The sequence below is a fragment of the Krasilnikovia sp. MM14-A1259 genome (assembly GCF_047159535.1).
In the GTDB taxonomy this organism is placed as follows: Bacteria; Actinomycetota; Actinomycetes; order Mycobacteriales; family Micromonosporaceae; genus Actinoplanes.
Genome location: NZ_BAAGAJ010000002.1, coordinates 2,304,543 through 2,318,930, shown reverse-complemented (window position 1 = coordinate 2,318,930; position 14,388 = coordinate 2,304,543). Strand labels below are relative to the sequence as shown.

The 14,388-nt window shown below is 70.3% G+C and carries 12 protein-coding genes and 1 rRNA gene; 8 read left to right on the top strand and 5 right to left on the bottom strand.

Annotation, left to right across the window (positions count from 1 at the left end):
• Positions 1-56 precede the first annotated feature (56 nt).
• The gene (locus ACMCNK_RS10065) at positions 57-986 is read right to left on the bottom strand and encodes a sulfite exporter TauE/SafE family protein (protein ID WP_412736119.1); all 930 of its coding nucleotides are present in this window, start codon (positions 984-986) and stop codon (positions 57-59) included.
• A 188-nt stretch (positions 987-1,174) separates the two neighbouring features.
• Between ACMCNK_RS10065 and ACMCNK_RS10060 the strand changes: the two genes are divergently transcribed.
• Complete coding sequence (locus ACMCNK_RS10060; RefSeq protein ID WP_412736118.1) at positions 1,175-2,848, top strand: alkaline phosphatase D family protein; 1,674 nt, start codon at positions 1,175-1,177, stop codon at positions 2,846-2,848.
• A 35-nt stretch (positions 2,849-2,883) separates the two neighbouring features.
• On the opposite strand, the gene ACMCNK_RS10055 is transcribed toward ACMCNK_RS10060, so the two are convergent.
• On the bottom strand, positions 2,884-3,498 hold the full coding sequence (locus ACMCNK_RS10055) for a DNA-3-methyladenine glycosylase (protein WP_412736117.1): 615 nt from the start codon (positions 3,496-3,498) through the stop codon (positions 2,884-2,886).
• Positions 3,499-3,626: 128 nt separating this feature from the next.
• Here ACMCNK_RS10055 and ACMCNK_RS10050 point away from each other — a divergent pair, with 128 nt between their 5' ends.
• The 3 genes from ACMCNK_RS10050 (at position 3,627) to ACMCNK_RS10040 (ending at position 6,721) form a co-directional block, all read left to right on the top strand.
• Positions 3,627-4,709 (top strand): methyl-accepting chemotaxis protein, encoded by a 1,083-nt coding sequence (locus ACMCNK_RS10050; RefSeq protein WP_412736116.1) that lies wholly within the window; start codon positions 3,627-3,629, stop codon positions 4,707-4,709.
• 103 nt (positions 4,710-4,812) lie between these two features.
• A complete protein-coding gene (locus ACMCNK_RS10045) occupies positions 4,813-5,751 on the top strand; it encodes an acyl-ACP desaturase (protein ID WP_412736115.1) in 939 nt (312 codons plus the stop codon).
• Between the two features lie 163 nt (positions 5,752-5,914).
• Entirely contained in the window at positions 5,915-6,721 is an 807-nt protein-coding gene (locus ACMCNK_RS10040) for a CAP domain-containing protein (RefSeq protein WP_412740806.1), read from the top strand.
• A 109-nt stretch (positions 6,722-6,830) separates the two neighbouring features.
• On the opposite strand, the gene ACMCNK_RS10035 is transcribed toward ACMCNK_RS10040, so the two are convergent.
• Positions 6,831-7,430 carry a nucleotidyltransferase domain-containing protein gene (locus ACMCNK_RS10035; protein ID WP_412736114.1) on the bottom strand — a complete coding sequence of 200 codons (600 nt, stop codon included), beginning with the start codon at positions 7,428-7,430 and terminating at the stop codon, positions 6,831-6,833.
• Positions 7,417-8,580, bottom strand: coding sequence for a type III PLP-dependent enzyme (locus ACMCNK_RS10030; RefSeq protein WP_412736113.1), 1,164 nt, complete (start codon positions 8,578-8,580; stop codon positions 7,417-7,419). The genes ACMCNK_RS10035 and ACMCNK_RS10030 overlap by 14 nt, the downstream gene beginning before the upstream one ends.
• A 141-nt stretch (positions 8,581-8,721) precedes the next feature.
• Between ACMCNK_RS10030 and ACMCNK_RS10025 the strand changes: the two genes are divergently transcribed.
• A complete protein-coding gene (locus tag ACMCNK_RS10025; RefSeq protein WP_412736112.1) occupies positions 8,722-9,240 on the top strand; it encodes a type II toxin-antitoxin system PemK/MazF family toxin in 519 nt (172 codons plus the stop codon).
• 43 nt (positions 9,241-9,283) lie between these two features.
• Positions 9,284-9,862, top strand: a complete 579-nt coding sequence (locus ACMCNK_RS10020; protein ID WP_412736111.1) for a hypothetical protein — start codon at positions 9,284-9,286, stop codon at positions 9,860-9,862.
• 59 nt (positions 9,863-9,921) lie between these two features.
• Here the strand turns inward: ACMCNK_RS10020 and ACMCNK_RS10015 are convergent, their stop codons facing one another.
• A complete protein-coding gene (locus tag ACMCNK_RS10015; protein WP_412736110.1) occupies positions 9,922-10,695 on the bottom strand; it encodes a polyphosphate kinase 2 family protein in 774 nt (257 codons plus the stop codon).
• An 84-nt stretch (positions 10,696-10,779) separates the two neighbouring features.
• Between ACMCNK_RS10015 and tyrS the strand changes: the two genes are divergently transcribed.
• Together tyrS and ACMCNK_RS10005 are read left to right on the top strand one after the other, a co-directional pair.
• Entirely contained in the window at positions 10,780-12,063 is a 1,284-nt protein-coding gene (gene tyrS / locus ACMCNK_RS10010) for a tyrosine--tRNA ligase (protein WP_412736109.1), read from the top strand.
• Positions 12,064-12,828: 765 nt separating this feature from the next.
• Positions 12,829-14,347 (top strand): 16S ribosomal RNA (locus tag ACMCNK_RS10005).
• Positions 14,348-14,388: the final 41 nt, after the last annotated feature.

Sequence of the window (14,388 nt, the reverse complement as noted above, 5' to 3'; positions counted from 1 at the left end):
CCGGATCTGACGAATGGGCGCCGAGCCTGAGCTCGGCGCCCATTTCGCGGGGTAGGTCAGTCCCGGGCCAGCTCGACCGGTGCCGGGCGGCTGACCGGGATGACCCGGGCGGGGCCGGGCCGCCGCGCCCCGGCGGCACCGCGCAGGCGGGTCACGGCGGCGGTGACGACCGCGGCGAGCACCGCGGCGCCGGTGATCACGCCGACCGCGGCGGTAGGCACGTCCAGCAGTTTGAGCGCGCTGGCGAGCAGGACGATCACCAGTGCCGTCCGGATCAGGCCGCCCGGGGCCCGCGACGAGATGCGGGCGCCGATCAGCACGCCGGGGATGGAGCCCAGCACGATCGCGCCGGTGATGTCGAGATGCAGGTCACCGAAGAAGGCGTGCCCGAGCGCGGCGGACATGACCAGCGGGATGGCCTGCACGAGGTCGGTGCCGACGAGGTCGTTGGCGCGCAGCTTCGGGTAGATGGCCAGCAGCACGACGATGATCAGGGAGCCGGAGCCGACCGAGGTCAGGCCGACGACGAGGCCGCCGAGCACGCCCAGCGCCAGCGTCGGCAGCGGGCGTACGCGGATGGGCTCCGGGGCCGCGTCGGCCGGGCGGCGGCGGCCGGCCCACGCTTTGAGCAGCAGTCCGGCGGCGGCGAGCAGCAGGGCAACGCCGAGCGCGACCTTGATGGTGTGCTGCATCGCGGCGTCGTCGCCGATCAGGCGCAGCAGCAGCACGCCGAGGAACGCGCTGGGCACGCTGCCGGCGCACAGCCAGCCGACGAGCCGCCAGTTGACCGTGCCGCGGCGGGCGTGCACGGCACCGCCGAACGGCTTCATCACGGCGCTGGCGGCGAGGTCGCTGGAGACGGCCGCGATCGGGGGCACCCCGAACAGCAGCACGAGGATCGGGGTCATCAAGGCGCCGCCGCCCATGCCGGTGAGGCCGACGACGATGCCGACGCCGAGACCGGCGAGCGCCATGGTGAGATCCATGGCCGAAGTCTCCCCGGGAAAACCTGCTTTGTCTACTAACTCGGTCGACTTTGACGAAATACCCGCCGGCCGTGTCGCCGTCGCCAGGTTGCCGGAAGAGAACGCTTCCTTGCCCGGCGGGCCAAGAGCTGTTAAATGTTCATGATCATCGACACATTCGGCCTGGTGCCCGTGTTACAGAACATGTCATGACTGTTATCCCCGGCGCGGACGGCACGGTCGACCGCCGTACCCTCCTGCGCGTTGCCGGCCTCTCCGCGGGCGCGGGCGTCGTCGCGGCCGCCACCCGGCCCGCCGCCGCTTCCGCCGCCTCCGCCTCCGTCTTCCAGCACGGCATCGCCTCCGGCGACCCGCTGCCCGGCGGCATCCTGCTCTGGACCCGCGTCACCCCCACCCCCGAATCGGTTCCCGGCTCCGGCGCGGGACCGGCCGTCACCCTGGACTGGCAGGTCGCGGCAGACCCGTCGTTCGCCGCCGTGGTCGCCTCCGGACAGGTCAGCACCGGTCCCGACCGCGACCACACCGTGAAGGTGGACGTCGCCGGGCTGGCCCCGGCCACCACGTACTGGTACCGCTTCGGGTTCAACGGTGCCTGGTCGGGCACCGGCCGCACGATGACCGCGCCGGCCGCCGACGCGGCCATCGACCGGCTGCGCATGGGCGTGGTCTCGTGCGCCAACTGGGAGGGCGGTTACTTCGCCGCGTACCGGCACCTGGCCGAGCGCGGCGACCTCAACCTGGTCGTGCACCTGGGCGACTACATCTACGAGTACGGCACGGGCCAGTTCGACGCGGGCGGCACCGTGGTGCGCCGCACCGAGCCCACGCACGAGATCCTCACGCTCGCGGATTACCGGATCCGGCACGCGCAGTACAAGACCGACCCGGACCTGCAGGCCCTGCACGCCTCCATCCCGTGGATCCTCACGTGGGACGACCACGAGGTCGCCAACGACATGTGGAGCGGCGGCGCGGAGAACCACACCCCGTCCACCGAGGGCGACTTCGGGGCGCGGGTGGCCGCGGCCCACCGGGCGTACGGCGAGTGGATGCCGGTCCGGCTCGCCGCCGACGGGCACATCTACCGCCGTTTGCGCTACGGCAACCTGTTCGAGCTGTCCATGCTGGACCTGCGGACGTACCGGTCGAAGCAGTCCAACGGCACCGACGTGGACGACCCGAACCGCACCATCGCGGGCCATGACCAGTTGGAGTGGCTCATCGACGGCCTGAACTCGTCCACTGCCCGGTGGAAGATCGTCGGCAACCCGGTGATGATCGCCCGCGTTGACCTGGCGACGCTGCCCGCCTGGCTGCTCGGCCCGATCGCCAAGCTGCTCGGCATCCCGGAGAACGGCATCGTCCTCAACGCCGACCAGTGGGACGGCTACAACGCCGACCGCGAGCGGCTGGTCGACTCGCTGCGCGCGCACCAGACCCGCAACGTCGTCTTCCTCACCGGCGACATCCACACCTCCTGGGCCAGCGAACTGACCACGAAGGACACCGGCGTCAACAACCCCGCCGCCGCGGAGTTCGTGGTGCCGTCGGTGACCAGCGACAACCTCAACGACTTCCTGCACACCAGCCCGGGTGGCCCGCTCAGCCTGCTGGCGGCCGACCTGATCCGCGGCACCAACCCGCACGTGAAGTGGAACGAGCTCGACGGCCACGGGTACGGCGTGTTCGAGGTGACCGCGGACCGGTGCCGGATGGACTGGTACCACCTGGCGGACCGCACCAAGCGGGACAGCGCCACCAAGTGGGTCGCGGGCTGGTCCGTCGGCACGGGCTCGTCGAAGATCCGCAAGGAGTCGGCGCCGTCCGCGTCGGCAAAGCGCCGCAGGTCCCCGTCCGCATGACTGGTTCCGGGTGGGCCCTGCCCGCCCGGAACACCTCAGGTCCGCCGGCGTGTCCGGGGCACGTGCCGGCGGTACACGCTGACCGTCGGATCGTCCCGGATCCAGAACCGCCACGGCACCTCGTGCGCGGAGGTGACCCCGACCCGCGGCCCGGCCTCGATCAGGCCGGCCGGTACGGGCGCCGCGGGCGGGGCCATCGTCATCGGCCCGGTCCCGTCCACCACCGACGTGCCGTACGCGGAGGCGTCGAGCGCCAGCACCTGAACGAGCTTGGCAGGTCCCGCGGCCAGGTCGTGATCCGACCGGGCCGCGGGTCGGCGGGTACGCGCGAGCGCCAGCCCGTCGACGACCTGACCGGCCCGCAGCAGCACCGCCGACGCCTGCCCCTCGGGCCCGCAGACCACGTTGACGCAGGAGTGCATGCCGTAGATGCGGTAGAGATACAGCCGCCCGGGCGGGCCGAACATCGCCGCGTTGCGGGCGGTGCGCCCCCGGTGCGCGTGGCTGGCCGGGTCCTCACCGAGCCCGCTGTACGCCTCCACCTCGGTGAGCCGGACCGTCACGCCGTGGGCGGTGACGAGCCATCCCAGCAGGTCGCGGGCGGTCTGTGCGATCGCCTCGGCCGGGGCGTCGAGCCAGGGGTAGGTCACGACCAAGACAAGCACACCTGCGGTGTCCTGCCTCGGGGCGACCCGTGCCACACCGGCCGACGGACCTCAGGTCCGCCCCGGCGCCGCCGACAGGGTACGGGAAACAGTCGGATGATTCGGAGTGGCGCATGCGCAAGTGGTGGAGAGCCGGCGGCCGCACGGGGGCGCATCCGCTCGCCCGGTTCGGGGACTCGCTGTTCGAGGCGTTCGACAACGCGCCCGCCGCGCTGGTGATCGTGGATCACTCGGGCGAGATGCGCTACCGGAACAAGGCGTCCGCGCAGGCACTGGAGCGACTCGCGCAGCGGCAGGGTCCGGAGGCGCTGAAGGGGCTTCAGAAGATCCTCAGAGAGACCCTCGGGGAGGCCGACTCGTTCCCGTACGTCCGTCACGCCGAACCCGGTGAACCCGTGCAGGGCACCGCGATCTACGACCGGTTCTCCGGCGGCTACCTGCTGACGTACATCGACACCACGGAGCAGTCCCGGACCCAGGCGCTCGCCCGGGAGCTGGCCCACGAACTGTCCGCGGCCAGCACCTCGCTGACCGAGGCCGGGCAGGAACTCGTCGGCAACGCGCGGCGCAGCTCCGAGCAGGCCGAGGGGGTCTCGCTGGGCTCCGCCGAGCTGACCGAGAGCATCAAGGAGATCTCCCGCGGCGTCGACAGCGCCTCCACCAGCACCACCGCGGCCGTCCAGGCGGCGCGGGACGCCACCCGCCGGATGGAGCAGCTGAGGGAGTCCAGCCAGCGGATCGGCAGCGTCACCAAGCTGATCACCGAGATCGCCGAGCAGACCAAGCTGCTCGCCCTGAACGCCACGATCGAGTCCGCGCGGGCGGGCGAGATGGGCAAGGGGTTCGCGGTCGTCGCCGGCGAGGTCAAGGACCTGGCCGCGCGTACCGCGGAGGCCACCGGGCAGATCTCCGAGATCATCGAGGGCATCCAGACGGAGAGCACCGAGGCGGCCGAGGGCATCGCCGGGATCGTCGAGCTCATCGACGCGGTGGCCGAGCAGCAGGGCATGATCGCCGGGGCGGTCGAGGAGCAGAGCGCGACCAGCTCCGAGATGACCGGCGGCATGCAGGCGGTCGCCGACGCGGTCCAGTCCTCCGCGGAGGCCGCCGAGACCGTCCTGGCCGCCGCGGCCGGCCTGAAGGACCAGGCGGCGCGGCTCATCACGCTCACCGCGGCCGCGGCCGCGGACCAGTGACCCGGCCGGTCGGTCTCCGGATCGTCGGAACGCCGAACCTACGGTAGCGTAACCTACGGTGGCGTAGCCGACGGCACCGGAGAACGAGCAGCCTGGAGGACGTGTGACGACCGAGCCCCTTTCCGATCTCGCCCTGCTGACCGAGCTGGAATCGGTGGTGGAGAGCAACCTCAACCGGCACCTGGCCACGGCCAAGGAGTGGTTCCCGCACGAGTACGTGCCGTGGAGCCAGGGCACGGACTTCGACGGGGTGCTCGGCGGCCAGGCGTGGGAGCCGGGCCAGTCGAAGCTGCCCGACGTGGCCCGTACGTCGCTGATCGTGAACCTGCTGACCGAGGACAACCTGCCCAGCTACCACCACGAGATCGCCACGGAGTTCGGCCGCGACGGCGCCTGGGGTACCTGGGTGCACCGGTGGACCGCGGAGGAGGGCCGCCACGGTATCGCCATCCGCGACTACCTGCTGGCGACCCGCGCCGTCGACCCGGTGGCCCTCGAACGCGCCCGCATGACACACATGAGCGAGGGCTACACCAACGCCTTCTCCGGCGTGCTCCCGTCGATCAGCTACGTGTCGTTCCAGGAGCTGGCGACCCGGGTGGCGCACCGCAACACCGGCCGGATCAGCGGCGACCCCATCTGCGACCAGCTGCTCGCCCGCGTCGCCCAGGACGAGAACCTGCACATGTTGTTCTACCGCAACCTGCTCACCGCGGCGTTCGAGCTGGCTCCCGACGCGGCGATGCAGGCGGTCCTCGAGGTGGTCAAGGCCTTCCAGATGCCCGGGCACGGCATCGACAACTTCCGCCGCAAGTCCGTCCAGATCGCCAAGGCCGGCATCTACGACCTGCGCATCCATCACGACGAGGTGCTCCAGCCGGTCCTGCGCCAGCTCCGCATCTTCGAGCGCACCGGGCTGTCCGGCGACGGCGAGGCGGCCCGGGAGGAGCTGGCGGAGTTCCTGGCCGATCTGGACCGGGCGGCGAACCGGTTCACGGAGATGCGCGACAAGGCCCGCGCACGCCAGGAGTCCGTCGCCTAGGTCACGCGACCTTATCTCTCACTGAGTCGATCCTTAAGCGCTCCTAAGGTGACCGTGCCGCGCCTTGTGCGACCGGCATAGTCGGTGCGCCCCGTGCCCCACGGGTGCACGGCCGCCCCCCACGCGGTCGCCGATGGATCGAGGAGCGACCCCGCCCGTGTCGATGTCCGAAACCCTGAAACTCCGGTACACCATCGCGGCCGGAGCCACGGCCGTCGTGATCGGCGCCTCCTTCACCGCGCTCGGCCTGCACCGGCACGCGTCCGACGCCACGTCGGCCCGCGTCGCCGACAGCTACGTCGGCACGGCCGTCGCCGACAACACCGGTACGGCACCGGCACAGCCACCGGCCACCACCAAGGCCGCGCCGCTCTCGGCACCGGCCGGTCCCACCTCGACGGCCCCGTCCGCGAGCGCCGGCACGAGCCCGTCCGCGACGCCGACGGCCCAGCCCCGGCCGTCGGCGAGCACCGCGGTCGCCGCCAATCCCAAGGTGAAGCGGACCGCCGCGGAGCTGAAGGCCGCCACGGTCCCGGCGCCGCAGACCAGCGACGAGGTCCTCGACCAGGTGCTCGCGCACATCAACGCGGCCCGCGCCGACCAGGGCCTGCCCGCGTACACACTGGACACCAGCCTGTCGAAGGCGTCCGCGCTGCACAACCAGCGCATGATCAACGGGTGCGGGATGAAGCACCAGTGCAGCGGCGAGAGCAGCATCGGCCCGCGGTTCAGCGCCCAGGGCGTCTCCTGGTCCTCGGCCGGGGAGAACATCGGCTTCGGCTCGTCCGGCGCGAGCAACGCCGAGATCGTCAAGGCCGCCAACGGGCTGACCGACAGCATGCTGGCCGAGGTGCCGCCGGAGGACGGGCACCGCCGGAACCTGCTCAGCAAGGACTTCCGCCGTATCGGCCTCAGCGTCGTGCGCGACGGCAAGGGCCTCACCTGGGTGACCCAGGACTTCGTCGGATGAGCCGCCCGTACGGTCCGGCCCGCCCGGTGGGCCCCAAGCGCCCGCCACGGCCGAGCCGGCCGACCCGCCGCACCCGCCCGAACGGGCCGAAGCGCCCACGCGCCTGAGCTCAGCAGCGCGCCAGCCACGCGTGGCCGGGATGCACCACCGCCAGCGCGTCCCGCAGCCATCCGCGCTGCGCGGAGGTCATCAGCGGCAGCGCCCGGGCCAGATCACGCTCGTCCTTGGCCCGGGCCGCCTTCGCCTTGAACAGCAGCACCACCTCCGGCGCCAGGTACGGGATCCCGTCCCCGGTGTGCCGGATGATCTCGGCGTACGGCCGCCGGACCCGGGCCTCGTCGCGCCGGCAGATCCACACGTCGCCGTCGTGCGGCTCCCGGAACACGTCGAGTCGCCACACCCCGGCCGCCCGCTCGTACGCCCAGGTCTGGTGCGATTCGCCGGCCAGCGTCTGCGCACTCATCGGCGCGAGCCGGCCCTCGCCCTGCGGCACCCAGAACTCGCAGCCGGGCAGCAGCGGCGGCACCGACGCGAAATGCTGCGCCGGAACCGCGATCTCCAGATCCTCGTGGTCGCGGGGCACGCCACCGGTGAACAGGTCGATCGCCCAGCCCGCCGCCACGTACCACGGCGCGGTCAGCCCGGCCAGCCGCTGCGCGATCTCCCGCGGGTGCCACGCCGCCCATGCCTCGATGTCAGGCTGCTGCATCCCCCGAGCCTACGAACTGCATCCCCGGCACGTCGAAACCGTTGAACCGCGACGCGTACGCCGTCGTGTACGCCCCGGCCACATGGATGTACACCCGGTCGCCCACGGCCAGGTCCGCCGACATGGGTACGCCGTACCGCAGCGTGTCCTGGCTGTCGCAGCTCGGCCCGGTGAGGTGGAACAGCTCGCGGCGCGACGAGTCGCGCGAGTCGCGCACCGGGTAGCTCAGCGCGGTCCCCGTCTCCAGCGACTCCATGAACCCGTTGAACGCACCCACGTCCAGGTGCGCCCAGAGCGCCCCGCCGCGCCGGGCCACCCCGATCACGGTCGCCACCATCACGCCGGCCTCCGCGACCAGCGCCCGGCCCGGTTCCACGACCAGCTCGACCGGGTACGGCACGTACCGCTCGACCGCGGTGCGGATGTGCTTGGCGTACGTCCGCAGGTCCGGCACGTCGGAGTCGTAACGGGCCGGGAAGCCGCCGCCCGCATTGAGCATCGTGAGCCGGATCCCGTCGCCGCTCAGCGCGGTCATCACCGCGCCGCAGCGCTCGATCGCGAGGGCCCAGGCACCCGGGTCGGTCATCTGCGAACCGACATGGAACGTGATCCCGTACGGCTCCAGCCCGCGCGCCCGGGCCGCGCGCAGCAGGCGGGCCACCTCACCCGCGTCCACCCCGAACTTGCCCTCGCTGGGCACCGCGCTGTCCGCGGCGGCGGTGGCCAACCTCACGTACACCGCTGCGCCGGGCGCCATCGCAGCGATCTTGTCCAGTTCCGCGTCGGAGTCCGCCGCGAACCGCCACACCCCGGCCGCCCACGCCTGCCGTACCTGCGTGGCCACCTTGACCGGGTTGCTGAACAGCACCTGCGCCGCCGGGACGCCGACCGCCTGCAATTCCCGCAGCTCCGCCACGGACGCGATCTCGAACGATCCGCCCATGTCCCGCAGCAGGCTCAGGATCGGCCGGGCCGGGTTGCACTTCATGGCGTAGTGGACGCGGGCCTCGGGCAGAGCGTCGCGCATCGCGCGGTACGCCCGGCCGACCCCGTCGAGGTCGACCCTCAGGAACGGGGTCCCGGGTTCCCCGGCCGGCTCGGACAGGGACAGGGACGCGGAGGCGTTCTCCGGTGGACAGTCACAAAGCACGCGGGAACCCTCCGGGCCGTGTGGTGCGCCGCCCGGTGCAGGATGGTTGCCCGCCGGTTGCACGCCGAAGATTATCGGTCATCGATGGCTGTCGGCCGCGTGACTGCGCCCGGCCTGTACCCGACTCGTTAAAGTGCGGCGGTGGTCAACCTGCTCAAGGACATCGTCGACGCGCTGCGCCGCGCCACCCGCCGAGGCGCCGCCACCCCGCGCACCGGCCCCACCCCGCCCACACCACGCACCGGTCCCACCGCACGCACCGGCCCGGCCCGATCGGTGCCCACCGCCGATCACCGCCGGCGGCTGGAGTACGCACCCGACCTGGACGGCGCCGCCGATCCCGGCGAGATCGTCTGGACCTGGGTGCCGTACGAGGACGACCCTCGCCAGGGCAAGGACCGGCCCGTCCTGGTGGTCGGGCGCTCCGGCCGTACGCTGCTGGGCCTGATGCTGTCCAGCCAGAGCGAGCGGGACGGCCAACGCGGCTGGCTCGCGCTCGGCCCGGGCGACTGGGACCGCACGGCCCGGCCCAGCTGGGTCCGCCTCGACCGGGTCCTGGAGGTCGCCGAGGACGGCATCCGCCGCGAGGGGGCCATCCTCGACCGCGGCCGCTACGACCGGGTGGCCGAGCGCCTGCGCAGCGAGTACGGCTGGTCCTGACCCGGTCCGCCGCCCCCGCGTGCCGGGCCGATAGCGTGAGGGCATGGCAGCGGGGGCGATGGTCGGATTCGGCACCAAACAGGCCTGGCTCGCGGTGCGCGACACCGACCCGCACGCGGTGCTGACCGCCCTCGGGCTGCGCGACCTCGGCGCGGTGCCCTGGCGGGAGGGCATCGACCTGGCCTACCTCACCGACGACCGGGTCGCCCTCACCCCGCCGCTGCCCGGCGCCGGCGGGTCCTGGGTGCTCGCGGCCGGCCGGTGGCTGCTGCGCCCCGCCACGGTGGTCGACCTGCCCGGCCTGTCCGCGCAGCTCGGCACCGAGGTCCAGTTCTTCGCCACGCACCGCGTCACCGAACTGCACCGCTGGCAGCGCGCGGTCGCCGGTGAGCTGGTGCGCGCGTTCGGTTATGTGGGGCAGACCGGCGAGGTGACCTCCTGGTACGGCGACCCCGACGCCGCCGAGCAGGCAGCGGGACTGCCCGCGGCGCTGGAGGAGGAGACGACCGTGCTCGTCGCGGAGCGCGACGTGCTCGCGGTCGCGTCCGCGTGGAGCGTGGATCCCACCCGGCTCGACGGCCGTCCCGCACCGGGCCCGCTGCATGTCGGCGCCACACCCTGAGCGTGCCCGGCCCCTGGACCGGCGCCACGCCCTGAGCTGCCGCCGGGCCGGGGTGCCGGTCAGGTTGCCACCACGCCCGGCGGGCCGAGGTCGTAGCCGCGCTTCGTCAGCTCCTGCTCGACCGCCTCGCAGACGGCCTCGGCGACCGCGAGCCGCGCCCAGTGCTTGTCGTCGCCCGCGATGACCCGCCACGGCGCCCACGTCGGATCGCACCGCTCCAGCATCTCCTCGACCGCCGCCTCGTACCGGGGCCGCTGGTCGCGGTTGCGCCAGTCCTCGTCGGTGAGCTTCCAGGTGCGCAGCGGGTCGGCCGCACGATCCTGGAACCTCCGCAACTGCTCCTCGGGGGACACGTGCATCCAGAACTTGACCATGATCATGCCCTCGGCGGTCAGCGTCCGCTCGAACTCGACGATCTCCCCGTACGCCCTCGTCCACTGCTCCTTGCTGGCGAACCCCTCGACCCGTTCCACCAGCACCCGCCCGTACCAGGACCGGTCGAACACCGCCATGCCGCCCCAGCCCGGCAGCCGCGGCCAGAACCGCCACAGGAAGTGATGCCGTTTCTCGTCGTACGTGGGCGCCGCGAACTGCGAGACCCGTACGTGCCGCGGGTCCAGCGGCGAGACCAGCCGCTTGATCGCCCCGCCCTTGCCCGAGGCGTCCCAGCCCTCGAAGACCACGCACAGCGGCGGCCCGATGCGCTTCTCGCCGATCTGGCCGCCGAGCAACAGCCGCAACCGCAGCAGGCGCTGCTGCGCCGCCTCCAGCCGGGCGATCGCCTTCTTCTTCGACAGCGCGACCGGCGGCGTCGCGGATCCGAGACGGCTCATGGCTCCACCCTGGCATCGAGGCCCACCGCAGGCATATAGAAACCCGGTGTCCGTGCCTCGAGCGCATGCGGGAGAATCGGCCCCGTGACCGACCGTGCCGAAGCCGCGAACGTGCAGCCCATCGTCGACGACCTGCGCTGGCGGGGGCTGATCCAGGACTCCACCGACCCGGAGGAGCTGCGCCGCCTTCTCGACGGCGCCCCGATGACGTTCTACGTGGGCTTCGACCCGACCGCCGCCTCCCTGCACGTCGGCCATCTCATGCAGGTGCTCACCGCACGCCGCCTCCAGCTCGCCGGACACCGCCCCCTGCTGCTGGTCGGCGGCGCCACCGGCCAGATCGGCGACCCGCGCGAGTCCAGCGAGCGCACTCTCAACCCGCCCGAGGTCGTGGCCGCCTGGCAGGACCGCATCCGCGCCCAGGTGTCCCCGTTCGTCACCTACACCGGAGCCAACGCGGCGACCCTGGTGAACAACCTGGACTGGACCGGGCCGACCTCCGTCATCGAGTTCCTGCGCGACGTCGGCAAGCACTTCCCGGTCAACAAGATGCTGGCCCGCGACGTGGTGCGCAACCGTCTCGAGACCGGCATCAGCTTCACCGAGTTCAGCTATCAGCTGCTGCAGGCCAACGACTTCCACCAGCTGCACGTGCGCCACGGCTGCATGCTCCAGTTCGGCGGCTCCGACCAGTGGGGCAACATCACCGCCGGCGTGGACTTCGTCCGCCGCCGCGGCGCCGGGCCGGTGCACGCGTTCACCACGCCGCTCGTGCTGAAGGCCGACGGCACCAAGTTCGGCAAGTCCGAGGGCGGCGCCACCTGGCTCGACCCCACGATGACCTCGCCGTACGCGTTCTACCAGTTCTGGGTCAACGCCGACGACCGCGACGTGAACAACTACCTGCGCTACTTCAGCTTCCGCCCCCGCGAGGAACTGGAGGAGCTGGAGAAGGCCACCGCCGAGCGCCCCCAGGCGCGACTCGCGCAGCGCGCGCTCGCCGAGGAGATGACCGCGCTGGTGCACGGTGCGGAGGAGGCCCGGCAGGCGATCACGGCCAGTCAGGCACTGTTCGGCCGGGCCTCGCTCGACGAGCTGTCCGCGGAGACGCTGCGGGCCGCCCTGGCCGAGGCCGGGCTCCTTCAGGTACGCGGGGAGCTGCCCCAGATCGCTGCCCTGCTCAAGGAATCCGGCCTGGTGAGCAGCGCCAACGAGGCACGCCGGACGATCGCCGAGGGCGGGGCGTACGTCAACAACGAGCGGGTCACCGACGGTGACGCCGTTCCGTCGGCTGCGACCCTGCTGCACGGCCGTTTCCTCGTGTTGCGCCGGGGCAAGCGGACGTTCGCCGGCGTCGAGTTGGTGTGACGTAGGTCTACGCCGGGCAGTTTGACGCTGCCCGGCCGCGACACGTAACGTTCTCCTTCGCCCGCGAGTCCAGGGGCGCCGGGATTCCGGCGACTCGGTCTTCGGGTCAGCAGCGTCGGTCGTGCGGGCGTCAGCCTTCGCAAGGCCGGGCTCGGGCGGTTCAGGTCGGTGATTTTCAGCGACCACAGACCGGCCGAGCGAGTTCTTCCCCTCGGCAGTGACCGGGCGACAGCCACGGTCCTCCTGCCGGATCCACGAAACCGAGCGCGGTCGTTCGACCGTGCTCGGTCGCGTGGAAATCGTGGCTCAGGAATTGATCACGGAGTTGCGGATTTCGGTCGCGAGGCGATGATCTCGCTGCCGAAACCGGGCGGTGCGGGACGGGAAAACCCAACGGGGACCCCGATTTGAACCCGCGAAGCCGACCGGGTAAAGTAGTTCGGGCCGGAAGGGAAACGGGCAACCGTCCTACCGGAACCCACGGAAAAGCAAACGATCTTCGATCGTGTACTTTGCTGCGGGTGCCCAAGCGAAATTGCACCGGATTTGACTGGTGCGAAATAGCGAGGGTAAGTTGAACGAGTGCCCCGAGGTTGGGCCTCCGGTTGGGGGTCTGGTTTTGGTGTGTGGTTGTTCTTTGAGAACTCAACAGGGTGTTTGATAAGCCAGTGCCAATTGTGATTGTTATGTCCCTGGCCAATCTTTGTGGTTGGTGGGGTTCCTTTGGCAACATTTGTTTGTTGCCGGGATGATTTCTTCAAGTTTTTGTTGGAGAGTTTGATCCTGGCTCAGGACGAACGCTGGCGGCGTGCTTAACACATGCAAGTCGAGCGGAAAGGCCCTTTCGGGGGTACTCGAGCGGCGAACGGGTGAGTAACACGTGAGTAACCTGCCCCATGCTTTGGGATAACCCCGGGAAACCGGGGCTAATACCGAATATGACTTCCGGCCGCATGGTTGGGGGTGGAAAGTTTTTCGGCGTGGGATGGGCTCGCGGCCTATCAGCTTGTTGGTGGGGTGATGGCCTACCAAGGCGACGACGGGTAGCCGGCCTGAGAGGGCGACCGGCCACACTGGGACTGAGACACGGCCCAGACTCCTACGGGAGGCAGCAGTGGGGAATATTGCACAATGGGCGGAAGCCTGATGCAGCGACGCCGCGTGAGGGATGACGGCCTTCGGGTTGTAAACCTCTTTCAGCACCGACGAAGCGAGAGTGACGGTAGGTGCAGAAGAAGCGCCGGCCAACTACGTGCCAGCAGCCGCGGTAAGACGTAGGGCGCGAGCGTTGTCCGGATTTATTGGGCGTAAAGAGCTCGTAGGCGGCTTGTCGCGTCGACTGTGAAAACCCGCGGCTCAACTGCGGGCCTGCAGCCGATACGGGCAGGCTAGAGTTCGGTAGGGGAGACTGGAATTCCTGGTGTAGCGGTGAAATGCGCAGATATCAGGAGGAACACCGGTGGCGAAGGCGGGTCTCTGGGCCGATACTGACGCTGAGGAGCGAAAGCGTGGGGAGCGAACAGGATTAGATACCCTGGTAGTCCACGCTGTAAACGTTGGGCGCTAGGTGTGGGGAGCCTCTCCGGTTCTCTGTGCCGCAGCTAACGCATTAAGCGCCCCGCCTGGGGAGTACGGCCGCAAGGCTAAAACTCAAAGGAATTGACGGGGGCCCGCACAAGCGGCGGAGCATGCGGATTAATTCGATGCAACGCGAAGAACCTTACCTGGGTTTGACATCACTCGAAAACTCGCAGAGATGCGGGGTCCTTCGGGGCGGGTGACAGGTGGTGCATGGCTGTCGTCAGCTCGTGTCGTGAGATGTTGGGTTAAGTCCCGCAACGAGCGCAACCCTCGTTCGATGTTGCCAGCGCGTTATGGCGGGGACTCATCGAAGACTGCCGGGGTCAACTCGGAGGAAGGTGGGGATGACGTCAAGTCATCATGCCCCTTATGTCCAGGGCTTCACGCATGCTACAATGGCCGGTACAAAGGGTTGCGATGCCGTGAGGTGGAGCGAATCCCAAAAAGCCGGTCTCAGTTCGGATCGGGGTCTGCAACTCGACCCCGTGAAGTCGGAGTCGCTAGTAATCGCAGATCAGCAACGCTGCGGTGAATACGTTCCCGGGCCTTGTACACACCGCCCGTCACGTCACGAAAGTCGGCAACACCCGAAGCCGGTGGCCTAACCCCTTGTGGGAGGGAGCCGTCGAAGGTGGGGCTGGCGATTGGGACGAAGTCGTAACAAGGTAGCCGTACCGGAAGGTGCGGCTGGATCACCTCCTTTCTAAGGAGCAACTAGACACTGAAAGGTGTCCAGTGGCCCGC

Bases quoted from the DNA above. Each gene is read 5' to 3' on its own strand.
- ACMCNK_RS10040 (WP_412740806.1), top strand. From the start codon at position 5,915: ATGTCCGAAACCCTGAAACTCCGGTACACCATCGCGGCCGGAGCCACG.
- ACMCNK_RS10050 (WP_412736116.1), top strand. From the start codon at position 3,627: ATGCGCAAGTGGTGGAGAGCCGGCGGCCGCACGGGGGCGCATCCGCTC.
- ACMCNK_RS10035 (WP_412736114.1), bottom strand. From the start codon at position 7,430: ATGCAGCAGCCTGACATCGAGGCATGGGCGGCGTGGCACCCGCGGGAG.
- ACMCNK_RS10020 (WP_412736111.1), top strand. From the start codon at position 9,284: ATGGCAGCGGGGGCGATGGTCGGATTCGGCACCAAACAGGCCTGGCTC.
- ACMCNK_RS10065 (WP_412736119.1), bottom strand. From the start codon at position 986: ATGGATCTCACCATGGCGCTCGCCGGTCTCGGCGTCGGCATCGTCGTC.
- ACMCNK_RS10015 (WP_412736110.1), bottom strand. From the start codon at position 10,695: ATGAGCCGTCTCGGATCCGCGACGCCGCCGGTCGCGCTGTCGAAGAAG.
- ACMCNK_RS10060 (WP_412736118.1), top strand. From the start codon at position 1,175: ATGACTGTTATCCCCGGCGCGGACGGCACGGTCGACCGCCGTACCCTC.